This window comes from Nakamurella aerolata (assembly GCF_013002705.1).
Taxonomy (GTDB): Bacteria; Actinomycetota; Actinomycetes; order Mycobacteriales; family Nakamurellaceae; genus Nakamurella; species Nakamurella aerolata.
Genome location: NZ_JABEND010000004.1, coordinates 236,667 through 259,962, shown reverse-complemented (window position 1 = coordinate 259,962; position 23,296 = coordinate 236,667). Strand labels below are relative to the sequence as shown.

Genomic DNA, 23,296 nt, shown 5'->3' with positions numbered 1-23,296 from the left:
GGAACCACACGTGGCCGAGATCATCCCCATCCAGCTCGGGTTGACCGACGGAGTCGGGTTCACGCTGTGGGCGCCGCGCTGGGTCGAGGACGGCGAGGAGTGGGAAGCCTTCCTCGGCGGCACCATCGACCCGGACACCGGCACAGTGGTCGCGTCCGGAGTCGATGACGACGACGTGGACTCTGCCGCGGACATCGCTGACGACACAGCCGCTGAAGACGTGGTCACTGATGACCCAGCCGGCGCCGACGACGCTGAGGACACAGCCGGCGCCGATGACGCAGAAGCCGCCGCGTCATCGAACGACGCGTCATCGAACGACAAGGTGTTCGTGTTCCCGACTGCCGCGCACCTCGCGGCGTTCATCCGGACCACCGACGAGCACGATCTGTCCGACCACCCGGATTGGCCGCAGGCCAAGAAGGCACTGGCCGACGAGCTGCTGCCGGACGAGGATCACCGCTTCGACATCGTCGGCGTGATGGATCTGGTGGCCCAGCCGCCGGACACCTGGACGCTGGCCGAGCTGGCCGACACGGTGGCCATTCTGCGGTCGCTGGCCGAGGTCTGCGACCTGCCGGTGATCGAGGAGGTGCTCGACTCCTCCGACGGCTTCGCGCTGCTGGGACACGGACAGAGCGCCTTCATCGGCCGGCAGGGCGCGAAGCTGTGGGACGAGATCGGTCAGGTGGTCGCCGCTGATTGGGACAAGGTGGTGGAGGCGCTGGACGGCGCCGTCGCCACCCCGCCGGTTGACCCGGAAGCGTTGGAGCAGGCCAACACCGAGCTGTCCGCGGTGCAGGCGATCGTGTCCGACGAAGACGACGACGAAGACGATGAGCGCGACGCCGAGTTGATCTTCTGGGACGGCGTCGGCATCGACCCGGTACAGATCACCGTCGGTGAGCGCACCGGCTGGACGCTGCGCTGCTACCTGGACGAGCAACCGGTGTTCCTCGGGCCGGCGGGCCGGTCCGGCGCCAGCTCGACCAGGATCTACCTGTTCTCCGACCCCGCTGGGCTCGAGCAGTACCTGACCGAGTACACCGGTGCCTCCGACGCCGGCGACGGCGCCCAGCAGAACTCGCTGAGCGAGCTGGAGGCCTACGGCATCATCCGCAACGCCATCATCGAGGGTGACGCCGCGGTGCTGGCCGGGCCGGAAAACACTTACCAGCTCGACGGTTTGGGAGCTGCGCTCGGCGCCGGACCGGCCGAGGTGAACCGCCGCCAGCTGGCCCTGGCGACCGAGCTGCTGACCGACGCCGCCACCGCCCGCGGTGACTCCGAGACCACCGACGCGCTCGGCTCGGCCTCGCCGCTCGGCTACCTGGTGTCGGCCATCGCCAACCCCAGCCCGGACCGGCTGCCGCCCTCTCCCCCGTTCGAGGACGAGGCCGCCGCCTGGGACGTGCTGGTGGAGCGCTTCACCGGCACCGTCGAGTGGGACCCGTTCTCCGACTCCGATCCCGATCCGGCCCCCCTCGACCCAGCTCACTCGGACGGCGCATCCGGCTCAGACGGGGCGCCCAAGGCCGATGAGACCGCTGCTGCCCCCGACTCTCATTCAGTCGCCGACTCAGACTCAGACGCCGACTCGGACTCGGACTCGGACTCGGACACTGACTCTGATGCAGACGCCGACTCCGGCCGTCGCGGCTGGTTTCGCCGCAAGCGCTGACCGTCGCCCCGCGCGGGTGCGGGGCGCCATTTGACCGAAAGTGGCTTCTCGTCGGCGAAATCACCCCGTGACAGACCGTTTTCACGAACGAGAAGCCATTTTCGGCCAATTGGGTCGGCACACTTTGGAGCCGGCGCAGGGTGGAAGGCCGGCGCGATTCTGCAGCAGCGGCTGACCGGCAAGCGCAGCGCAGCCGGGCAGGCGCTGCGAAGCCCAGCGCCGGCCTTGCCACCCGGAGCCGGCGCGGCTGGTTCCGCCGCAAGCGCTGACCAACGCCCGCGGGCGGGTACCGGACGTCATTTGACCGAAAGTGGCTTCTCGTCGGCGAAAACACCCCGTGACAGGCCGTTTTGACGAACGAGAAGCCATTTTCGGCCAATTGGGTCGGCACACTTTGGAGCCGGCGCAGGGTGGAAGGCCGGCGCGATTCTGCAGCAGCGGCTGACCGGCAAGCGCAGCGCAGCCGGGCAGGCGCTGCGAAGCCCAGCGCCGGCCTTGCCACCCGGAGCCGGCGCCGCTGGTTCCGCCGCAAGCGCTGACCAACGCCCCAGCCAGGTTCAGCTAAGCGTTGATCAACTCGGCGTAGCCGGGTTTGATCACGTCGTTGATGATGGCGAGCCGCTCGTCGAAGGGCAGGAAGGCAGACTTCATCGCGTTCACGGTGAACCACTGCAGGGTTTCCCACGGGTAGTCGAAAGCCTCGACGAGGCCGAGCATCTCGCTGGTCATGGTGCAGCCGGACATCAGCCGGTTGTCGGTGTTCACGGTGACCCGGAACTTCAGGTCGGTCAGCAGCCCGATCGGGTGCTCGGCGATGGACGCGGCCGCACCGGTCTGCACGTTGGAGGTGGGGGCCAGCTCCAACGGGATGCGCTTGTCCCGCACGTACTGGGCCAGCAGCCCGAGCGCCGGCGCCTCACCGTCGCCGGCGGCAGCGGTGTCGATGTCTTCGACGATGCGCACGCCGTGCCCGAGCCGGTCGGCGCCGCACCATTGAATGGCTTCCCAGATCGACGGCAGCCCGAACCCCTCGCCGGCATGGATGGTGAAGTGGGCGTTCTCCCTGCGCAGATACTCGAAGGCGTCGAGGTGCCGGCTGGGCGGGAATCCCTTCTCGGCACCGGCGATGTCGAAACCGGCGACGCCCTTGTCCCGGAAAGCCACTGCCAGGGCGGCGATCTCGCGGGAGTGCGCGGCGTGCCGCATGGCGGTGAGCAGCGCCCGCACCACGATCACGTGCCCGCGCGCTGCCGCCGCCGCGGTGCCGCGGGCGAACCCCTCCAGCACCGCATCAATCACTTCTTCATGCGTCAGACCCTGCTCCACGTGCAGCTCGGGGGCGAAGCGCACCTCGGCATAGACCACGCCGTCGTCGGCGAGATCCTCGGCACATTCGGCGGCCACTCTGATCAGCGCGTCCCGGGTCTGTATCACCCCGACGGTGTGCGCGAACGTCTCCAGATACCGTTCAAGGGAACCGGAATGGGCGGCGCCGTAGAACCAGGTGGACAGCTCATCGACGTCGGTGGTCGGCAGCTTGTCGTAGCCGGTTTGTTGTGCCAGCTCGATCACGGTGGCGGGCCGCAGGCCGCCGTCCAGATGGTCGTGCAGCAGCACCTTGGGGGCGCGGCGGATGTTCTCTTCGGTCAGCGGCGCGGGCATACCCTCCAACCTATCGCGGGCACCTGCGCGGTCAGCGGCCCGCCGGCACCGGTCCGGTCGACGCGGCAGACTGGAGCGATGGCGGACTACCTGCAGGACATCGAGTTCGGGATCTTCCCCACCCCGGCGGCCGACCAGGTCGAGCAGACCGTCGCGCTGGCCGAGTTGGCCGACGCGGTCGGCATCGACCTGGTCGCCGTTCAGGACCATCCCTATCAGGGCAAGTTCGTCGACACCTGGACGCTGCTCAGCGTCATCGGCGCCCGCACCTCGCAGCTCAAGGTGGCACCGAACGTGGTGAGCCTGCCGCTGCGGCCGCCGGTGGTGCTGGCGAAGGCGGCCGCGACGCTCGATCTGCTGACGGCCGGCCGGGTGGAACTCGGTCTCGGCGCCGGTGCCTTCTGGGATGCCATCGAGGCGGCCGGCGGACCCCGGAGGACTCCGGGGGAAGCGGTGGACGCGCTGGCCGAGGCCATCGAGATCATGCGGGCGATGTGGGCCGGCGGCTCGCTCCGTTTCCCCGGAAAGCATTACCAGGTCAAGGGTTTGCACGCCGGCCCGGCTCCTGCGCATCAGATTCCGATCTGGATCGGCTCGTACAAGCCGCGGATGCTGGCGCTCACCGGCAGGCTCGCCGACGGCTGGGTGCCGTCGATGGGCTACGCCGATCCGCCGGCGCTGGCCGGGCTGAGCGCACAGATCGACGAGGCCGCCCTGCAGGCCGGCCGGGCTCCCGGCTCGATCAAGCGGATCTACAACGTCTTCGGGCAGTTCGGCCGCGGCAGCGGGCTGCTGCGCGGCACCGCTGATCAGTGGGCCGAGCAGCTCACCGAGCTGGCCGTCACGGTCGGGATGAGCACCTTTGTGGTGGGTACCGACGACCCGGACGACGTCCGCCGGATCGCCGCCGAGGTCGCCCCCGCGGTGCGCGAACAGGTGGCGGCGGAACGGGAACGGGTTGCCAGCCAGCCGGTGCCGATGCAGCCGCCGACGCCCGATGCCCCGGACGGCTCCGTCGGCAGCTCCAGCAGCGACGGCCCTGCTGCCGGTGTGCCGCCGCAGCGGCAGCGGATCACCGTGACGCCCACCCACGACGACGGCAGCCGGCTCACCGGCGAGCTGGAGTGGGACGAGCGGGCGCGGCCGCGTACCGACGGCGCGAGGGTCGACCAGAGCCAATTCACCGCCGAACAGCTGGCGGCACCGCAGCACCTGGTGGACATCCACGACGGCCTGCGCGCCGAGCTCGACCAGGTACGCGACGTCGTGCAGCAGGTGCGGCAGGGGCACCTGTCGGTGGGCCAGGCCCGTTCGGTGCTGAACACCATGGCGATGCGGCAGAACAACTGGACGCTCGGCGCCTTCTGCGAGTCGTACTGCCGCATCGTCACCGGGCACCACACCCTGGAGGATCGCAGCATCTTCCCGCACCTGCGCCGCGCCGACCCCGAGCTCGGCCCGGTGCTCGATCGACTGCAGGACGAGCACGAGGTGATCCATCACGTGCTGGACGAGCTGGACAGGGCGCTGGTCGGTTTGGTGGACGAGCCCGGCTACGGCGTGGCCGGCCAGGAAGCGCTGGATGCGTTGCAGCGCAAGGTGGACCTGCTCACCGACACCATGCGCTCGCACCTGGCCTACGAGGAGCAGGAGCTGCTGGAACCGTTGGCGCGCTACGGCTTTCAGTAGCCGACTGTCAGTTTCCCGCTGCTTGTTCCCGCTGTCAGTTTCCCGCTGTCAGCCGGCGCGAACGGTGTCGATCACCAGCGGCGGCCGCGGCAGCGGGTCGGCGCCGATCCTCGCCGCGCCGTCCAGCTCGGCAATGGCGGCGTCGAAGCGCTCCGGGGTATCGGTGTGCAGCTCGAACAGCGGCTGTCCCGCGGTGACGGTGTCCCCCGGCTTGGCCAGGCAGAGCAGCCCGGCGGCCGCCTGGACCGGGTCTTCCTTGCGGGCCCGGCCGGCGCCCAGCCGCCAGGCCGCGACACCGACCCGGTAGGCGTCAAGGTGTTGCAACACACCGGTTTCGGCGGCCGCCACGGTCTGGATGTGCCCCGGAACCGGCAGCGGGGCATCAGGGTCGCCACCCTGCGCGGTGACCATCGCGCGCCAGGCGTCCATCGCCTTGCCGGAGTCGAGTACCTGCTCAGGGTCGGCGTCCAGCCCGGCCTGGGCCAGCATCTCGGCGGCCAGCGCCAGCGTCAGCTCACGGACGTCGGCCGGGCCGCCACCGGCCAGTACCTCAAGCGACTCGGCCACCTCCACCGCGTTGCCGACGGCGCGGCCCAGCGGTGTCGACATGTCGGTGAGCAGCGCGGCGGTGGAAACCCCGTGCGCGGTACCGAGTTCCACCATGGTGCGAGCGAGTTCGCGGGCGTCGTCCAGGTTCTTCATGAAGGCGCCGGAACCGACCTTCACGTCGAGCACCAGCGCGTCGGTGCCCTCGGCGATCTTCTTGCTCATGATCGACGCGGAGATCATCGGGATCGATTCGACCGTCGCGGTGACGTCGCGCAGCGCGTACAGCCGCCGGTCGGCGGGTGCCAGCTCGTCCGACGCCGCGCAGATCACCGCGCCGACGTCGGTCAGCTGCGCCAGCAGCTGCTGCGGCGAAAGGCTAGCCCGCCAGCCGGCGATCGACTCCATCTTGTCCAGGGTTCCGCCGGTGTGCCCCAGCCCGCGTCCGGACAGCTGCGGCACGGCGGCACCGCAGGCCGCCACCAGCGGAGCCAGCGGCAGCGAGATCTTGTCCCCAACCCCGCCGGTGGAATGCTTGTCGACGGTCGGCCGGCCGGCCGCCGTCACCGCCGACAGGTCCATCCTGATGCCGGAGGAGATCATCGCGTCGGTCCAGCTGGCGATCTCCCTGGACGTCATGCCCCGCAACAGGATCGCCATCAACAGCGCCGACATCTGCTCCTCGGCGACCTGGCCTGCGGTGTAACCGGCGATCACCCCGTCGATCTGCTCGTCGGACAGCTCACCGCCGTCGCGTTTGGTGCGGATCACGTCCACCGCGGTGACGGAACCGGGAACTGACTGCTGGCTCATGCTGACCCTTCCTGGTGCTGGTGCGGCAGGAACTCGGGACCGAACGCGTCGGGCAGCACCCAGCTCATCGGCCGCGGGCCGGAGTGCGTGTCCAGCAAGCAGTCAGGGCCGCCGAACTCGTAGATCACCTGCCGGCAGCGACCGCACGGCATCAGCAGCTCGCCGCTGCCGGAACGGCAGGCCACCGCCAGCAGCCGGCCACCGCCGGTCAGCCGCAGTTGCCCGGCCAGCGTCACCTCGGCGCAGACGCCGACGCCGTACGAGGCGTTCTCGACGTTGCAGCCGCTGATCACCCGGCTGCCGGTGGCGCCGGCCACCAAAGCTGCCGCCCCGACCTGCAGCCCGGAGTACGGGCTGTAGGCCAGCGCGGCGGCGTCGATGGCCTGGTGCCGCAACGCCTCCCAGTCGATCGCGGCAGCGTCGACAGCGGCGGCAGCGTCTGAGGCCACGGCTCAGCCCACCCGGTACGGCTGGCCGTCGGCGGCCGGCGCCCGCACCCGCCCACCGGAGTTGGCCACCACCAGCAGCGTCACCACGTACGGCAGGGTGAGCAGCAGGCTGCCGTTGATCGGCGAGCCGGCTTGCTGCAGCAGCGCGGCCAGCTGGGTGGTGAAGCCGAACAGCAGCGCCGCCGCCACCGCACCCAGCGGGTTCCAGCGGCCGAAGATCACCGCGGCCAGCGCGATGAAGCCCATACCGTTGCTCATGTTCAGCCCGAAGGTGCCGATCGAGCCGGTGCCGAGCACCAGGAAGGCGCCGCCGAGACCGGCGACCAGGCCGGCCAGCCAGACTGCCCGGTAGCGGGTGCGCCGCACGTTGATGCCGACGGTATCGGCGGCGCGCGGGTGCTCACCTACTGCCCGCACCCGCAACCCCCACCTGGTGTGGAAGAGCCCGAACTGCGCCAGCGCGATGATCAGGTAGGTGGCGTACAGGAAGATGGTTCCCTGGAAGAAGATCTGCCCGATGATCGGAATGTCGCTCAGCAGCGGAACTTTCCAGATCGGGAACGTTGGCGGGTTGTTGAAGCCGTCCGGGTTCGGCGACAGCAGCTTGTTGAAGAAGAAGTTGGTCAGGCCCAGCACCAACAGGTTCAGCACCACACCGACAATCACCTGGTCCACGAAATACTTGATGGCAAGTACCGACAGCAACCCGGCGATCAACAGCCCGGCCAGCAGGCCGCCGATCGCGCCGAACCACATCGACGCGGTGACGGTGCCGATCACCGCGGCCAGGAAGGCACCGCCGAGCAGCTGCGCCTCGATGGCGATGTTGACAACACCGGAGCGCTCACCGATCACCCCGGCCAGCGCGCCGAGAATCAGCGGGATGGCCAGCGGGAACAACGCGCCCTTGAGCAGACCCGTTGCCAGGAACGGGTTACCGGTGCCGGCAATCGACCAGGTGATGAAGGCGAACACCAGCAGCACAGTGCACAGCGCGATCGCCCAGCGCGGCCCGATCACCTTGAGAATGCGCAGCACCCCGACGACGATCGCGGCAACACAGGCGATGATGATCCAGGTTCGCGCCGAGTAGGTCCAGGTCGGCAGCTGCACGGTGTCGCCGCGCAGCGAGAACTGCAGCGCCGCCTCACCGGACGTCCGGCGCGAGGTGGCGAACAGCACCAGCGCCAGCGCGGCAAGCAGCACCTGCATGCCACCGGCAAAAACGTTGCGCGGCAACCGGTCCTTCCGCACGTGCGTGACGGTGGTGACCAGGTTGGTGGTCGCGGTGTTCAGCGCGGAGCCGCCGAGTGCCTTGAACCGCACGATGGACTTCACCAGCATCGGCGCGGCAACGAACATCACGATCAGCGCCTGGATGACGGTGATGATGTCGATCGGGACCTCGACGCCGGCAGTGGCCTGCATGGTGGCGCCGCCCTGCTTCAGCGCGCCGAACAGCAGACCGGCACCGACGACGCCCCACGGCCGGCTGCGGCCCAGCAGCGCGACGGTGATCGCGTCGAATCCGATGTTGGACGAGATGCTGCCGGTGACCGAGTAGCTGGTGGCACCGCCGAGCGCCAAGCTGACACCGGCGAGGCCGGCCAAGCCGCCGGCCATCGTCATGGCGGTGATCGTCATACCGCCGACGCTGATCCCCGCGGTACGGGCGGCGGCGGGGTTGGCGCCGACCGCACGCAACTGGAACCCCAGCTTCGAGCGGGTGAGCAGCCACACCAACCACCCGGCCACCACGATGGCCAGCACGAACGACCAGTCGACCAGCACCCCCGACCCGAACAGCTTGGGGATTCGCGCGGCTTCGGCCACCGGCTTGGACTGCTGAGAGTTGCTGGGGTCAACCACCTTCGAGGTGGTGATCAACCAGGCAAGCGCGAACGTGGCTATCCAGTTCAGCATGATGGTGGTGATCACCTCATGCGCTCCGGTGCGGGCCTTGAGCCATCCGGCGATGAACCCCCACAGGACGCCGCCGGCAAGGCCGGTGAGCACCGCGAACGGCAGCAGCACGACGGCGGGCAGGCTGGTGAAGGTGAATCCGACGAAGCCGGAGCAGAACGCGCCGGCCATCACCTGGCCCTCGCCACCGATGTTGAAAAGGCCGGCCCGGAACGCGAGCCCGACGGAAAGGCCGCCGAGAATCAGCGGCGCCGCCTTGTAGAGGGTGCCACCGAGCGGAGCGAAGATGCCGGCGAACGTGCCGTCGTTGTCCGGGTTGTAGATGGCGCCCTTGAACAACGCGAAATAGGCGTCCCTGATGGACAGGAAGAAGTCGCGGAAGAACGGCCCTGGGTCGGAGAAGACATGGGTCAGCTCGCTGCGCACCACCTGGTCGGACAGCGCGATGATGACGCCACCGACGATCAGCGCCAGCACGATGGAGACCAGCGTCAGCAGCGCACCGGAGCCGCGGCGCGGCGCCCTGGCCAACGGGCTGCCGGTACCGCCACCGGTTGCCGGCGGTTCGGCTACCCCTGACGCGCCGGCCGATACCGCCGTTGCCCCAGCGGATTCGGAGCCCGCTGCCGAACCTGTTGGATCGTTGGGCTTGGTCGGCTCTGTCATGCTCCGCTCTCCTGGACGCCGCGCTCGGTTCGCGGTTCGGCTGGGCGCTCGGTGGCGGGCAGCTCCACCGGCTCGGCCAGGTGCTGGGGTTCCTGGCCGGGCTCGGTGACGCCAGCCATCATCAGGCCGACCTCGTCGCGGGTGCTGCCGCCCGGCAGCTCGCCGATGATGCCGCCGCGGTACATCACCGCGATCCGGTCGGCCATTGCCAGCACCTCGTCCAGCTCGCTCGACACCAGCACCACCGCGCTGCCGGCGTCCCGCTCGGCAACGATCCTGGCGTGAATCGCTTCCTGCGCACCGACATCGACACCACGAGTGGGCTGGCTGGCAACGAACAGTTGCAGTGGCCGCGACAGTTCCCTGGCCAGCACCACCTTCTGCTGATTGCCGCCGGACAGCGTCGTCGCCGGCGCGCTCGGGTTGGGTGGGCGGATGTCGAACTCGGCGATTCGGTGCTCGGCGTTCGCCTGCATGGCACCCAGCCGCAGCGAGGCGCCGCGGGCGAACTCCGCGTCACGGAACCGGTCGAGCACCAGGTTCTCGGCGACGGTGAACGAGCCGACCAGCCCGTCGTGCTGGCGATCCTCCGGCACGAAACCGACCCCGGACTCGAGAATCTGCCTTGGCCCGAGCGTGGTGATGTCCTTGCCCCCCAACGTGATGGTGCCGGCCTGCACCGGACGCAGCCCGAGCAGACACTCGACCAGCTCCTCCTGGCCGTTGCCCTGCACCCCCGCCAGCGCGACGATCTCGCCGGCCCGCACGGTCAGGTTGACGCCGCTGGCGGTGACGTGCCCGCGGTCGTCCGCGACGGCAACGTCGGCCAGCTCCAGTCGCTCGGCACCCGGCTCGGCCGGGGTCTTGGCGACCGTCAGCGATACCGACCGGCCGACCATCATCGATGCCAGATCCTGTTGCGACGCAGTGGGTTCGGCCTGCCCGACGACCTTGCCGCGGCGAATCACGGTGATCTTGTCGGCGATCTGCCGCACCTCGCGGAGCTTGTGCGTGATGAAGACGATCGCGGTGCCGTTGTCGCGGAGTTCGCCCATCACCCGCATCAGGTCGTCGATCTCGGTCGGGGTCAGCACCGCGGTGGGCTCGTCCAGGATGAGCACCTTGGCATCCCGCAGCAGCGCCTTCAGGATTTCCACCCGCTGCTGCACACCCACCGGAAGGTTCTCCACCATGGCGTCCGGATCGACCGAAAGCCCGTAGGTCTGGCTGAGCTCGCGCACCCGTGCTCTTGCCGCCCGCACGTTGAGGGTGCCGGCCGGGCCGGTGGGCTCGTCGCCCAGCATGATGTTCTCGGCCACCGAGAACACCGGTATCAGCATGAAGTGCTGGTGCACCATCCCGATGCCGGCAGCGATGGCGTCGCCGGGGCCGGTGAAGTGCTGCGGCACCCCGTCGAGCAGGATCTCGCCGGCGTCCGGCTGGTACAGCCCGTACAGCACATTCATCAAGGTGGACTTGCCGGCGCCGTTCTCGCCGAGCAGGGCGTGGATCTCGCCGGGATTGACCTCGAGGTCGATCGCATCGTTGGCCACCAGCGGCCCGAAGCGCTTGGTGATACCGCGCAGCTCCAGCTTCAACGCTGCTCCTCCCGCCGCCGGACGGCTGACTCACGGATGCTGCAAGTTTGATACCACGAAAAGCCGCCCGCCCGGTTCCGGCGCCGCTGGGACGCCGGAACCGGGCGGGTGTGACTGTGCTGCCGACGACGCGGCTGCTGAGTGCGCTGGCTACTTGGTGAGCTTCTTGGCGGCCGGCGAGTTGGTGGTGACCTTGCCGGAGGCCAGATCCTGCTCGAGGGTCTGCAGCTGGGTCTTCAACTCGGCGGGGACCTTGTCCTCGAAATCGTGGAAGCTGGACAGCCCGACACCACCGTTGGCCAGCGTGCCGAGGTAGTTGCTCGGGTCGAACTTGCCGCCGGCGGCCTGCTCGATGGCCACCTTCACCGCGCCGGTGATGTTCTTCTCGGCGGTGGCAAGGAAGACGCTCTTGTACTGCGGGGCCGATGTGTAGCCGTCGGCGTCCACCCAGATCACCGCGGTGTCACCGGCCGCCTGCGCGGCGGCGGCGGAGCCGAGTCCGGTGCCACCGGCGACCGGGAACAGCACATCGGCCTGCTGGTTGATGAAGTTGCTGGCCAGCTGCTTGCCCTTGTTCTGGTCGGTGAACGAGCCGGCGATGCTGCCGTCCTGCTTGGCCTCGTCCCAGCCCAACACCTTGACGTTCTTGCCGTTGTCGGCGTTGTACTTCTGCACGCCCTCGACGAAGCCGTCCATGTAGATGGTGACCGGGTCGATCTTGAGGCCGCCGTAGGTGGCCACCACCCCGGTCTTGGAGTAGCCCGCCGCCAGGTAACCGGCCAGCATGCCGGCCTGGGACGAGTCGAACTCAAGGCCCTTGATGTTGCTGCCGTTGCCGGCGAAGTCGATGCCGACGAAGTTCTGCTTGGGGTGGGTCTTGGCGGCGGCCATGGTGGCGTCGGCCATCAGGCCGCCGACCGTGAATACCAGCGAGCAGGAACCGGTGACCAGCGAGTTGATGTTGGTCTGGTAATCCGACTCGGACTTCGATGCCACGTACTGGCTGTCCTTGCCGCCGGTGACCTCCTGCAGGCCGGCCCACGCCGAGGCGTTGAACGACTTGTCGTCGATGCCCCCGGTGTCGGTGACCATGCACGCCTTGAAGTCGGCCGGGACGGTGACCGGTCCGCTCGGCGCGGTCTGCTCGCCGCCGGCCGCCGCGGAGCCCTGAGCGCCGGAACCAGCAGCACCGGAACCAGCAACACCCGAACCAGCAGCACCCGAACCAGCGGCACCGCCGGCGGAGCTCTGGCCGCCAGCACCGGCGGCACCGGAACCAGCAGCACCCGAACCAGCAGCACCCGAGCCGGCGGCGCCGCCACCGGTCTGCTCCGCGGTGGTCTGCCCTGTGGTGCCGGCGCCGGCCGAGGTGTTGCTGTCGCCGCCCTTGCTGCCGCAGGCGGACAGCGTCAGCGCCAGCACCGCGGTGCCGGCGATCGCGGCAGTGCGCAGGCTCTTGCCCGAACCGAATTTGATGGACACGCGGCGCAGGTCGCCCACGGTCATCACCATCCTTGTCTTCACCAATTGTCAAAAGCCTCGACGGCCATTGGAGCTACCGGCCAGCGGCCGCGGCCGGCGGTTGCCGGCACTGGGGGACGAGCGAGACTAACCGTAGGGACGGGCCGAAGGGAATCCTGGGCCGGCGGTAGCGACCCGATTGTTACGGCTGCGCCGGCGATCCGAGCGCCACCGGCGGCCGGGATAGGGCCGCGGTCGCGAAACCGGCAGCTGCCGAGCAGTCGTTAACCTTGGCGGTGTGTCCCCCACCCGCAACGCCCAACCCACGGCGTCCGGCCAGGTGCGGGGAGCCGGGCCGAACTGGCCGCGACGGGCCCACCGGCTGGCCCAGGTAGCCCTGTTCGCGACGGTGTTTCTGCTGGTCGTCGGCATGGTGCTGGCCCGGTTCGCGCCGGCCGCCTTCATGCGGCTGACCGCGCTGTACACCGAACTGCCGGTCGCGGTGCTGCAGTGGCTGCTGGCCAGCGGCGTCACCTACTTCCTGCTGGACAGCCTGCGGCTGCTGCTCGGCCAGCACTGGCCGGCAGCCGCCAGGTATCGCGGCGGCATCCTGCGCGTCATGCTCGCGCTGTGGCTGCTGCTGACGCTGCTGCTCGCAGTCACGGTGTTCTGGTATCCGGCGCAGCTCGCCTTCGGGAGCAACCCATGACCGGACCAGCGGGCGCCGCCACCGCCGCGGCTGCCACTCCCGCAGTCACCGCGCGCCGCACCCGCTGGCGCCGCTGGCTGGGTGGCCTGGCCGCGGTGCTGGTCACCGGCCACCTGGTGGCGCTGCATCTGTGGCCGCCCGGGGTGCTGGAGCTGGACTGGAACGCGCTCGCCGCCCGCTGGTCGCGGCCGTGGTGGCGGGCGTGGGACGTGCTGATGCTGCTCGCGGTGGGTGGCTACGGCGGCGTGCTGCTGGTGAATTGGTGGCGAGCGCCGGACGGGCGGTGGCGCCGCGAACGCACCGTCAACGCCGTCTGCTTCGCGCTGCTGTTGGTGGCGGCGACGGTCGCCGGGTTGCTCGCCGTGCTGACGTTCTCCACCCGGCTCTGACGTCGGCCGACGCTGACCCCGTTAGGCTCGCTGCCGATGATGACGCGCCCAGCCGCCGCCCCCCGTGGTCCGCACCGGCCACCGACCCGCCGGTGCCGGCGCCGCGCGGCCACCACTGCCGCGGCGCTGACGGCGGCCGTCGCCACAGTGCTGGCCGGCACCTTCGCGCTGGCACCTGCGGTGAGCACCGCCGCCGGCGCACCCGCGGCCAGGGCAGCGGCAACCGGAACCGCCGACTACACCAACCCGGTACTCCCGCCGACCGAGACGGTCACGACGCAGGACTCCAGCGACTGCGCGCGCCGGGTGAAACCCCCGGTGGCGCAAGACACCTCGGAGGCGGTGCCGTCCGGCTCCGCCTCCCCCACCCCGCCCCCGGTGCCCAAGCAGCCGGTCGGCGGCGAGCAGCTCGGCAAGTGCGGGGTGCTGGTGCCTGCTCCGAGCGCGCCGCTGCCACCCGACATCTCCGCGCAGGCCTGGCTGATCGCCGATCTGACCACCGGCGACGTGCTGGCCGCCAAAGACCCGCACGGCCGTTACCGTCCGGCCAGCACCCAGAAGCTGCTGGCGATGAACGTCTTCCTGCGCAACTTCAAAGACCTGAACAAGGTGGTCACCGGCACCACAGAGGACGCCGAGCAGGAGGGTTCGCGGGTCGGCATCGGGCCCGGCGGCAAGTACACCGTCAAGCAGCTGATGACGTACCTGCTGCTCGGCTCGGGCAACGACGTCGCGCATGCGCTGGCGGTGGCGAACGGCGGTGTCGACAAGACCGTCGCAGAGATGAACAAGCGGGCAAAAGCCTTGGGCGCCCTCGACACTCACGCCAGCACCGTCTCCGGGCTGGACGGGCCTGGCCAGATGACCTCGGCCTACGATCTGGCGCTGATCGCCCGATCGGACATGACGCTGAAACCGTTCGCCGAGCTGGATGCGACCAAGTACGCCAAGGTGCCCGGCTACGGCGAGTACGAGGCGTTCTCGATTCCCAACGAGAACCAGTTGGTCAGCAACTATCCCGGCGGGATCGGCGGCAAGACCGGGTTCACCGACGCCGCCGGCAACACCTACGTCGGGATCGCCGAACGCGGCGGCCGCCGACTGGTCGTCACCATGCTGGCCGGCACCCAATACCCCCGCAAGCAGTGGATGCAGGCGGCCTCGCTGCTCGACTGGGGCTTTGCGCTCGATCGCGGCGCCGCGCCCATCGGCCGGCTGGTGAACTCCGCCGCCGACGCGACCGCTGGCACCCCGTCGGCGGCACCGGAACCGAGCCGCACCGGGACCGTGCTGTCGGCGCCAAGCACCGTGCCGCGCAGCACCATGACGCTGCCAACCACCACGCCGACCCCGACCGTCGCCGCGGCCGAGACCGGCAGCGGCAGTTCGGGTTCGACGGTGGTGCTCTGGGTGGTGCTGGCCGCCGTGCTGCTGGCCGGCGCTGTCGCGGTGGTGGTCGGCCTTCGGGTCGGCGGCAGTCGCTCCAGCGACCGGCAGCAGTAGCCCGGCCGTTCAGCTGGGCGATCCGGCGCTGCCGGCCATGTGGTGATGTTGGCTATGTGGTGCTGCCGGCTATTTGGTGATGCCGCGCCAGCTCCGGGCGGCTTTCACCAATCGGGTCGGGCTGACCTTGCCGGTCGGCCGCAGGCTGGCAAGCAGCCGCTTGCGGTGACGGTCCGGGATGCGTTCGCCGGCAAGGTATCCGGCGGTGGCACCGACCGCGGTGCCGACGCCGACCAGGGCCGCCGCGGTGCCGCGGGAGACGTCCTCGTCGGCGAGCACCGGCGGACCGGGCACCTCGGGCAGCTCCGGCTCCGGCGGCCGCGGCGCGGTGCCGATCCAGGCGGCGACGAACAGGATCAGCCGTGCCACCAGGAAGAAGAAGAACAGCAGCACCAGGATCGAGCCGAACAGCTGGAACGCGGGCGATTTCGTCATCCGCGGCAGCAGGAACGTCATCGCGATCTTGGCGACCTCGAAGCCGACCGCCGCGATGATCGCGCCCTTGAGCACGGCGCCCTTGGGCGGGGTATAGGTGGGAATGCGCATCATCCGGAAGAACCAGACGAACACCACAACGTCCGCGACAACGGCCAGCAGAATCGGCACGACGGCGAACACCGGCTTCAGCCAGCCCACGTCGTCCAGGCCCAGCCAGCCGAGCACGGTGGACTGGGCGGCGCCGCCGACGGAGGTCAACACCACCGACACCAACAGCGCGACTCCCAGCCCGACCAGCGTCAGCAGATCTTTCAGCCACTGCACCACAAAGCTGGTCTTGCGCTTCTCCGCCTCGGTCTTCTCGAACTGCGGACGCCACTGCGCCTGCACGGCCGCCCTGACGTTCGACATCCAGCCGACACCCGAGTACAGCGCCAGCACGATACCGACGATGCCGACCGCGGCCCCGTTCTGTACCGCGGCGTCGATGATGTCGCTGGTGAACGTGCCTGGGATCTGTTGCCGCACATTCTCTTTGACGTTGTCGATCGCGGTCTGATTGCCCTTCAGCACGATGCCGAGCACCCAGAAACCGACCATCAGCAGCGGCAGGATCGACTGGAACGAGAAGTAGGTGATGGCGGCGCCGAACTGGCTGCCGAGCCGCTCACCGAAGCGCTTGCCTGCGGCGATCAGATGGGCGATCCACGGCACCTGCTGCACCCGCTGCGCGAACGACTTCGCCTGGTCGGCGACACCCTCGGCGTCGCCGACCAGCTCTTCGCTGTAGCGCACCGCAGCGCCCTGATCGGCCTCGCGCATGCGGTCGCGGTAGCTGCCGCCGTGGGCCAGATGGTCTTCGGCGGTGAGCGGATTGCGGGTGGGGTCCGGCTCGGAGATCTCCACTACCGCTACCGCGGTGTCCTGCTCCGGCCGGCGCCGGGTGGGTGCGGTCATCTCGGTGCTCCTTCGGTGAGCTCTCGGCGGGCCGCGAGTCAGCGACCAGCCGCCAGGAATCCGACCTTGTCATACACGTCGGCCAGTGTCGCGTCGGCCACCTGCCTAGCCTTGCCCGCCCCCTCGGCGAGGACCCGATCGAGCTCGGCAGGGTCGTCCATCAGCTCACCGACACGTTGCTGCAGCGGTGTGACGAAGTCGGTGAACACCTCGGCCAGCTCACCCTTCAGATCGCCGTAACCCTTGCCGGCGTAGCGGTTCTCCAGGTCGGGGATGGAGGTGCCGCTGAGCACCGACAGCAGGGTGAGCAGGTTGGACACCCCCGGCTTGTGCTCTTCGTCGTAGCGGATCTCGCGCTCGGTGTCGGTCACCGCGCTCTTGATCTGCTTGACGGACTGCTTGACCGGTGCCAGCAGGTCGAGCGCGCCGCCCGGCGACGATTTGCTCATTTTCGCTGCCGGCTCGGTGAGGTCGTAGATCTTCGCGGTCTCGGCCAGGATGTACGGCTCCGGCACCTGGAAGGTGCGGCCGTAGCGGGCGTTGAAGCGCTGCGCCAGGTTGCGGGTCAGCTCAAGGTGCTGACGCTGGTCTTCCCCGACCGGCACCTGCTGGGTCTGGTAGGCCAGGATGTCCGCCGCCATCAGCATCGGGTAGGTGAACAATCCGACCGAGCTGCGGTCGGCGCCGGAGCGGGCCGACTTGTCCTTGAACTGCGTCATCCTGCTGGCCTCACCAAAACCGGTGTGGCACTCCAACACCCAGCTCAGCTGGGTGTGCGCCGGCACCTGCGACTGCACGAACAGCGTCGACCGCCGCGGGTCGATGCCCAGCGCCAGCAGCTGCGCTGCCGAGACTCTGGTGCGGTGCCGCAGCGCCGCCGGGTCGATCTCGACGGTGATCGCATGCAGGTCGACAACGGTGTAGAAGGCGTCGTGCGTTTCCTGCATGGCCACCCACTGCTTGAGCGCGCCGAGGTAGTTGCCGACGTGGAAGGAGTCGGCGGTCGGCTGGATCCCGGACAGCACCCGTGGCCGGTGCCCACCGGTGTGGTTCTCTGCTGCGTTCTCGGCTGCGGTCTCGGCGCTCATGTTTCCCATACTTTCACCGCGCCGAGGTGTGACTGCGGGCAGGACGGGGAACAGGTGTGCCACAGCAGTACCGCCGAGATTCACGCCCAGGCGGATTCCCGCAGGGGCCACGCGAACGCCAAGGAGCAGCATTGGACATCTGTGACGAGATTCAGCGCCAGCACGACGAGCAGCGGCACGCCTTCGCCCTGCTGGAACAGTGGCCGCGCGAGGACACCAAGGGCCTGGCCGCCATCTGGCGCCGGTTGGCGATCTTGCTGGAGAACCACGCCGAGGCCGAGGAACGCTACTTCTACCCCGAGCTGCTCAAGCTCGGCACCGGGGCGGGCGACGCGCCGGACGTGGAGGAAGAGACCGAGGACGCGGTGCACGACCACAACCAGATCCGCAAGGCGGTGCGACGGGTGGACCGCGCCAAGACCGGCGGCAAGGCCTGGTGGACCGCGGTGACGGACTGCAACGTGGCCAACAGCGAGCACATGGCCGAGGAGGAGCGGCAGGACCTCGCCGACTTCCGGCAGCAGGCCAGCCTGGAACTGCGCAACGAGGTCGCCATCCAGTTCCTGCGCTACGAGGCGCTCAAGGGCGCCAGCGGCGAGCCGCCCAAGGACAAGGACCCGGAGAAGTTCGTCGAGCAGAACAAGCGCCGCGGCGGCAAGGTGTCAGCCAAGAAGAAGTCTGCCGGCCGGCGCCGCAACTCGGTGCAAGGCAGCGAAACCGAGTAAGCGCCCCCGCCGGCAACGCGGGCCGCAGCGGGTGGCGGGGGCGGCCCGATCTACGCTTGAGGGCATGACAGCCGCAGCCACAGCTCTTGACCTCGCCGCGCTGGAGCAGCAGTACGCCGAGCTCAAGGCGCAGAACCTGGCGCTCGACCTGACCAGGGGCAAGCCGTCGGCCGATCAGCTCGATCTGTCGAATGCGCTGTTGTCGTTGCCGGGCAACGAGTCCGAGGCCTGGCGAGCCGCTGACGGCACCGACACCCGCAACTACGGCGGGTTGTCCGGGCTGGCGGAGCTGCGCGCCATCTTCGCCGAGTTGCTCGGCGTGCCGGTGGACAACCTGATCGCCGCGGACAATGCCAGCCTGTCGTTGATGCACGACACCATCGCCTTCGCCATGCTGCACGGCATCGGCGGCGAGCAGCCGTGGGCCACCCATGCCGCGGAGTCCGGCCGGCCGGTCAAGTTCATCTGCCCGACCCCCGGTTACGACAGGCACTTCGGTATCTGCGAACACCTCGGCATCGAGATGATCCCTGTTCCGATGGGCCAGGACGGGCCCGATCTTGACCAGGTGCGCGCCCTGCTGGCGCAGGACCCAGCCATCCGCGGCATGTGGGTGGTGCCCACCTACTCGAACCCGGACGGGGTGGTCTACCCGGAGAGCGCGGTGCGCGAGCTGCTGGCGATGCCGGCCGCCCCCGACTTCCGGATCTGGTGGGACAACGCCTACGCGCTGCACCATCTCACCGACACCGAACACCCGCCGCTTGACGTGCTGGCGCTGGCGGAGGCGGCCGGAAATCCCGACCGGGTACTGGTATTCGCCTCGACCTCGAAGATCACCTTCGCCGGCGCCGGGGTCAGCTTTCTGGCAGCGAGCACCGGCAACCTGGACTGGTACCGCTCCCACGCCCAGTTCCGCACCATCGGCCCCGACAAGGTGAACCAGTTGCGGCACAGCAGGTTCTTCGCCGACGCCGACGGGGTGCGCGCGTTGATGCGTCAGCATCGTGACCTGCTTGCCCCCAAGTTCGCGTTGGTGCAACAGGTACTCACCGATCGGCTCGGGCCGGCCGGCATCGCCAGTTGGACCGTTCCCGAGGGCGGCTACTTCGTCAGCCTGAACGTCCCCGACGGGACCGCAGCCGAGGTGGTCAGGTTGGCGAAGGAAGCGGGAATCGCCCTCACCCCAGCGGGTTCGGCGTTCCCGTACGGCAACGACCCGAGGGACCGGCACATCCGCATCGCCCCCAGCTTCCCACCGGAGGCCGATCTGCGGCCGGCCATGGAAGGGCTGGCCACCTGCGTGCTGCTGGCGGCCGCCCGCGCCGGCAACCGCTCGTCCTGATCGACCCGGCACCGCTACTCGTGCTGCGCGTCGCCACCTTCAACGTCAACGGGATCCGCGCCGCGGTGCGCCGCGGCTACCTCGACTGGCAACAGCGCACCCGGCCCGATGTGGTGTGCCTGCAAGAGGTTCGAGCACCTGCGCCGGCCGTTCCACCCGAGGTGCACGCAGGCCGGCACTTCAGCTATCACGCCGGCAACCGGGCCGGCCGCAACGGCGTCGCGATCCTCACCCGGCAACCACCGCTGGCCGTGCGACGCGGTTTCGCTGAGCTGCCAGCCCGGGCCCGTCGTCCGACAACCCTTCCACCGCACGAGGATCCGGACGACTTCGACCCGCAGGGCCGCTACCTCGAAGTCGATCTGCCCGGGCTCACCGTTGCGTCGCTGTACCTACCCAAGGGCGACGTCGACGGCGAGAAGTATCTGCGCAAGCTGCGCTTCCTTGCGCTGCTGGAGCAGCGCATCGCGCTGATGATCCGGCGCAGCCGCCGCGGCAACCAGTACCTGCTCTGTGGCGATTTCAACATCGCTCCCGCAGAGCCCGACATCAGGTTCTGGCGCAAACACCGTGGCTCCGAAGGCTTTTTGCCGGCCGAGCGGGAATGGATCAACCGGCAGCTGGCGCCGGGCCGGCTGGTCGATGTGCTGCGAACGCTGCGGCCGGACGAGGTGGGACCGTTCACCTGGTGGTCGTGGCGCAGCACCACCTGGGCCGCCGACGCCGGCTGGCGCATCGACCACCAGTTGGCCACACCAGAACTGGCCCGCACCGCGACAGCCGCATGGGTGGACACCTCGGCCACCATGGCGGAGCGGATGAGCGACCACTCACCGATGGTCGCCGACTACACCTGGGTGGACCCACCGACCTGAGCGGCCCAGAGCCTCGATACCGTCAGGCGCACGCTCCCCCGCCGGAAGGACGACCGCATGCCAGAGCAGGTCTCGCTGCCGCTCATTTTCCCGACACCAGAGTCCGCATCATCCGACAGCGCAACCACCGTGGTGTTGGACGCGGACCCCAGACACCCGCAGGGGCTTCCGGTGCTGCGGCTGCTCGGTACCGCTGCCGAGGTGGCCAGTCTTGCTCCCGCCGAAGCGGCGGCGCTGGCCGGTCCCCACCGCGGGACGCCACTGCTCACCGAGCAGTACCGGCCGGACTACACCCGCCCAGGGCTCCGCGGTTTCCGACCGGGCACCGGCACGCTCCCCGCCGGCCGCGACTGGTCACCCATGCTGCAGACCGAGGCGATCACCGCCGGCGACGGGACGCTCACCATCGATGCGGTTGATCCGGTGGCCGGGCTGGCACTGCGGACCGAGGTGCAGACGCTGACCGGCGGGGCATTGCGGGCCCGGCACACGTTGCGCAACACCGGATCCGACCACTACCTGTTGCAGGGGCTCGAGGTGTCGGTGCCGCTGGCCGACGATCACATCGAGCTGCTCGACTTCACCGGCCGGCATCTGCGGGAACGGATTCCGCAGCGGCACCGGATCGCGGACGGGTTGTGGGACAGGCAGTCCCGGCTCGGCCGCCCCGGACTCGACTCCACCACGATGCTGGTGGCGGGTACCCCCGGGTTCGACTTCGGCAGCGGATCGGTGATCGCCGCGGTGGTGGCCACCAGCGGCAACTCCAGTCACGCGGTGCAGCGGGGCCCGTGGCAACCCGCCCAGCTGAGCGCCGGAGAACTGTTGCAACCTGGCGAGATCGACCTGGCGCCGGACGAGAGCTACACCACCCCGTGGGTGGTGATCGCCGCCCGCACCGACGGCCTTGACGGGTTGGCCGACGCCCTGCACCAGTGGCAGCGGAGTCTGCCGGCCCACACCGAACACCAGCCGGTGACGCTGAACGTCTGGGAGGCCGTGTACTTCGACCACGACCTTGCGCAGCTGCTGCGGTTGGCCGAACTCGCGGCTCAGGTCGGGGTAGAGCGCTATGTACTCGACGACGGCTGGTTCCACCTGCGCCGCAACGACTCGGCCGGGCTCGGCGACTGGTGGGTCGATCCCACCGTGTGGCCCGACGGGCTGACTCCGCTGATCGAGAAGGTGCATCAGCTAGGCATGCAGTTCGGGCTGTGGTTCGAGCCCGAGATGGTGAACCCCGACTCCGACCTGTTCACCGAACACCCCGACTGGATCCTGCAGACCGGCGACCGGACGCCCGTTCCCGAGCGGCAACAGCAGGTGGTCGACCTCACCAATCCCGCTGCCTGGCAACACATCAGAGATTCGATCGACAAGGTGCTGACCGACAACGCCGTCGACTACGTCAAGTGGGATCACAACCGCCCGCTGCTCGACGCCGGCAGCAACACCAGAGCCGGCGCGCCGGCGGCACACCGGCAGGCCGAGGCGTTCGCGGCGCTGCTGGCCGACCTCCGCGCGCGGCACCCACAGGTGGCCTGGGAATCCTGCGCCTCCGGCGGCGGCCGGATCGACCTTGCCGTGATCGAACAGGTGCAGCGATTCTGGACCTCGGACATGACGGATGCCCTTGCCCGGCAACAGATTCAGCGCTGGACCAGCCAGCTGATCGCCCCCGAGTACCTGGGTGCACACGTCTCGGCGCCGGTATCGCACCAGACCCGCCGGCAGCTGGGCCTGCCGATGCGGGCAGCCGTGGCCATGTTCGGCGCATTCGGTGTCGAGTGGAACATCACCAAGGCGTCGGAGGCCGAGCTGGCGGAGCTGGCCGAGTGGATCGCGCTGTACAAGACCTGGCGGCCGCTGCTGCACACCGGGCGGGTGGTGCGGTTCACCCCGGCCGAAGACCAGAACGTGCAGCTGAACGGCGTGATCGCCGCCGACCGGCGCAGCGCGCTGCTGGCCGTCGTGCAGTTGGACGAGTCGATGAGCAACCGCGGCACCAGCCTCAAAGTGCCAGGGCTCGATCCGCAGGCGCGGTACCAGCTGAGCTGGCTCGGCGGCCTCACGCAGCAGGCCGTCGGCGGTGAGGCACCGCACGCCGATCCCGCCGGCCCGACCGGCGGTGTCCCGGTCACCGGCGCCGTACTCGCCACTGTCGGTTTCTGGATGCCGCGGCGACTGCCGCAGACCGCGCAGCTCATCGAGATCCAGCAGCTGAGCTGACGACGGGCACTGCGAGTTGGGGTGCGCCGCGCCGGCGCCGTTGCGGCCGGGCCTCGAGCGCGGCACGATGGTGGCCATGGCTGACACGCAGAACAGCAAAGTTGTTGTGTCCCGGACGATTCCGGCATCCGCATCGGACATCTTCGACATTCTGAGCGATCCAGGCAAACACCAGTCCTTCGACGGATCAGGTTTCGTCCGCGGAGCGGTGAAGCCCCAGCGCATCTCGGGTACCGGGCAGGTGTTCCGCATGGACATGACCGGCGATCACATGGGCGGCGACTACCAGACCGACAACACCGTCGTCGGCTTCGACCAGAACAAGCTGATCGCCTGGAAAACCGCACCAGCCGGCACCGAACCTCCTGGCTGGGAATGGGTGTGGGAGCTCACCCCCAACGGCCCGGACTCCACCGACGTCCAGCTCACCTACGACTGGTCACAGGTCAGCGACCCCGAGCTGTTGAAGAAGGTCAATTTCCCGCTGGTCACCCCGGAACAGCTGGACGGTTCGCTGGAAAAGCTCAGCGAAGCGGCGGGCAACTGACCG

General features: G+C 69.3%; 18 protein-coding genes. 10 read left to right on the top strand and 8 right to left on the bottom strand.

Annotation, left to right across the window (positions count from 1 at the left end):
- Positions 1-10 precede the first annotated feature (10 nt).
- The gene (locus tag HKD39_RS09625) at positions 11-1,681 is read left to right on the top strand and encodes a hypothetical protein (RefSeq protein WP_171199643.1); all 1,671 of its coding nucleotides are present in this window, start codon (positions 11-13) and stop codon (positions 1,679-1,681) included.
- 561 nt (positions 1,682-2,242) lie between these two features.
- On the opposite strand, the gene HKD39_RS09620 is transcribed toward HKD39_RS09625, so the two are convergent.
- Positions 2,243-3,343, bottom strand: a complete 1,101-nt coding sequence (locus HKD39_RS09620; protein ID WP_171199642.1) for an adenosine deaminase — start codon at positions 3,341-3,343, stop codon at positions 2,243-2,245.
- A gap of 78 nt (positions 3,344-3,421) precedes the next feature.
- On the opposite strand from HKD39_RS09620, the gene HKD39_RS09615 reads away from it, so the two are divergent.
- Positions 3,422-5,032 carry an LLM class flavin-dependent oxidoreductase gene (locus HKD39_RS09615; RefSeq protein WP_171199641.1) on the top strand — a complete coding sequence of 537 codons (1,611 nt, stop codon included), beginning with the start codon at positions 3,422-3,424 and terminating at the stop codon, positions 5,030-5,032.
- Between the two features lie 48 nt (positions 5,033-5,080).
- On the opposite strand, the gene HKD39_RS09610 is transcribed toward HKD39_RS09615, so the two are convergent.
- From HKD39_RS09610 to HKD39_RS09590, 5 genes are all read right to left on the bottom strand, one after another.
- On the bottom strand, positions 5,081-6,391 hold the full coding sequence (locus HKD39_RS09610; RefSeq protein ID WP_171199640.1) for a thymidine phosphorylase: 1,311 nt from the start codon (positions 6,389-6,391) through the stop codon (positions 5,081-5,083).
- Entirely contained in the window at positions 6,388-6,840 is a 453-nt protein-coding gene (locus tag HKD39_RS09605) for a cytidine deaminase (RefSeq protein WP_343074662.1), read from the bottom strand. Before HKD39_RS09605 ends, HKD39_RS09610 begins: the two co-directional genes overlap by 4 nt.
- Positions 6,841-6,843: 3 nt before the next feature.
- Positions 6,844-9,429: an ABC transporter permease subunit gene (locus HKD39_RS09600; RefSeq protein WP_171199639.1), complete on the bottom strand. Its 2,586-nt coding sequence runs from the start codon at positions 9,427-9,429 to the stop codon at positions 6,844-6,846.
- A complete protein-coding gene (locus HKD39_RS09595) occupies positions 9,426-11,027 on the bottom strand; it encodes an ABC transporter ATP-binding protein (protein WP_171199638.1) in 1,602 nt (533 codons plus the stop codon). The genes HKD39_RS09600 and HKD39_RS09595 overlap by 4 nt, the downstream gene beginning before the upstream one ends.
- A 150-nt stretch (positions 11,028-11,177) precedes the next feature.
- On the bottom strand, positions 11,178-12,533 hold the full coding sequence (locus HKD39_RS09590) for a BMP family lipoprotein (protein ID WP_171199637.1): 1,356 nt from the start codon (positions 12,531-12,533) through the stop codon (positions 11,178-11,180).
- A gap of 253 nt (positions 12,534-12,786) precedes the next feature.
- On the opposite strand from HKD39_RS09590, the gene HKD39_RS09585 reads away from it, so the two are divergent.
- Genes HKD39_RS09585 through HKD39_RS09575 form a run of 3 tightly spaced genes read left to right on the top strand, consistent with a single transcriptional unit; the run spans position 12,787 to position 15,089 of the window.
- Positions 12,787-13,197, top strand: coding sequence for a hypothetical protein (locus HKD39_RS09585; protein WP_171199636.1), 411 nt, complete (start codon positions 12,787-12,789; stop codon positions 13,195-13,197).
- Positions 13,194-13,586: a succinate dehydrogenase/fumarate reductase transmembrane subunit gene (locus tag HKD39_RS09580; RefSeq protein ID WP_171199635.1), complete on the top strand. Its 393-nt coding sequence runs from the start codon at positions 13,194-13,196 to the stop codon at positions 13,584-13,586. The genes HKD39_RS09585 and HKD39_RS09580 overlap by 4 nt, the downstream gene beginning before the upstream one ends.
- Before the next feature lie 36 nt (positions 13,587-13,622).
- A complete protein-coding gene (locus tag HKD39_RS09575; protein WP_171199634.1) occupies positions 13,623-15,089 on the top strand; it encodes a D-alanyl-D-alanine carboxypeptidase family protein in 1,467 nt (488 codons plus the stop codon).
- Positions 15,090-15,158: 69 nt separating this feature from the next.
- On the opposite strand, the gene yhjD is transcribed toward HKD39_RS09575, so the two are convergent.
- Complete coding sequence (gene yhjD, locus HKD39_RS09570) at positions 15,159-16,484, bottom strand: inner membrane protein YhjD (RefSeq protein WP_171199633.1); 1,326 nt, start codon at positions 16,482-16,484, stop codon at positions 15,159-15,161.
- A gap of 38 nt (positions 16,485-16,522) precedes the next feature.
- Positions 16,523-17,572, bottom strand: coding sequence for a tryptophan--tRNA ligase (gene trpS / locus HKD39_RS09565; RefSeq protein ID WP_171199632.1), 1,050 nt, complete (start codon positions 17,570-17,572; stop codon positions 16,523-16,525).
- 131 nt (positions 17,573-17,703) lie between these two features.
- Between trpS and HKD39_RS09560 the strand changes: the two genes are divergently transcribed.
- The 5 genes from HKD39_RS09560 (at position 17,704) to HKD39_RS09540 (ending at position 23,293) form a co-directional block, all read left to right on the top strand.
- Positions 17,704-18,297 (top strand): hemerythrin domain-containing protein, encoded by a 594-nt coding sequence (locus tag HKD39_RS09560; RefSeq protein ID WP_171199631.1) that lies wholly within the window; start codon positions 17,704-17,706, stop codon positions 18,295-18,297.
- Positions 18,298-18,361: 64 nt separating this feature from the next.
- Positions 18,362-19,642 (top strand): aspartate aminotransferase type Ic, encoded by a 1,281-nt coding sequence (locus HKD39_RS09555; RefSeq protein ID WP_171199630.1) that lies wholly within the window; start codon positions 18,362-18,364, stop codon positions 19,640-19,642.
- A 20-nt stretch (positions 19,643-19,662) separates the two neighbouring features.
- On the top strand, positions 19,663-20,517 hold the full coding sequence (xth, locus tag HKD39_RS09550) for an exodeoxyribonuclease III (RefSeq protein WP_212754347.1): 855 nt from the start codon (positions 19,663-19,665) through the stop codon (positions 20,515-20,517).
- A 57-nt stretch (positions 20,518-20,574) separates the two neighbouring features.
- Complete coding sequence (locus HKD39_RS09545) at positions 20,575-22,746, top strand: alpha-galactosidase (RefSeq protein ID WP_212754345.1); 2,172 nt, start codon at positions 20,575-20,577, stop codon at positions 22,744-22,746.
- Positions 22,747-22,822: 76 nt separating this feature from the next.
- Positions 22,823-23,293: an SRPBCC family protein gene (locus HKD39_RS09540; RefSeq protein ID WP_171199629.1), complete on the top strand. Its 471-nt coding sequence runs from the start codon at positions 22,823-22,825 to the stop codon at positions 23,291-23,293.
- The last annotated feature ends 3 nt before the right edge of the window (positions 23,294-23,296 follow it).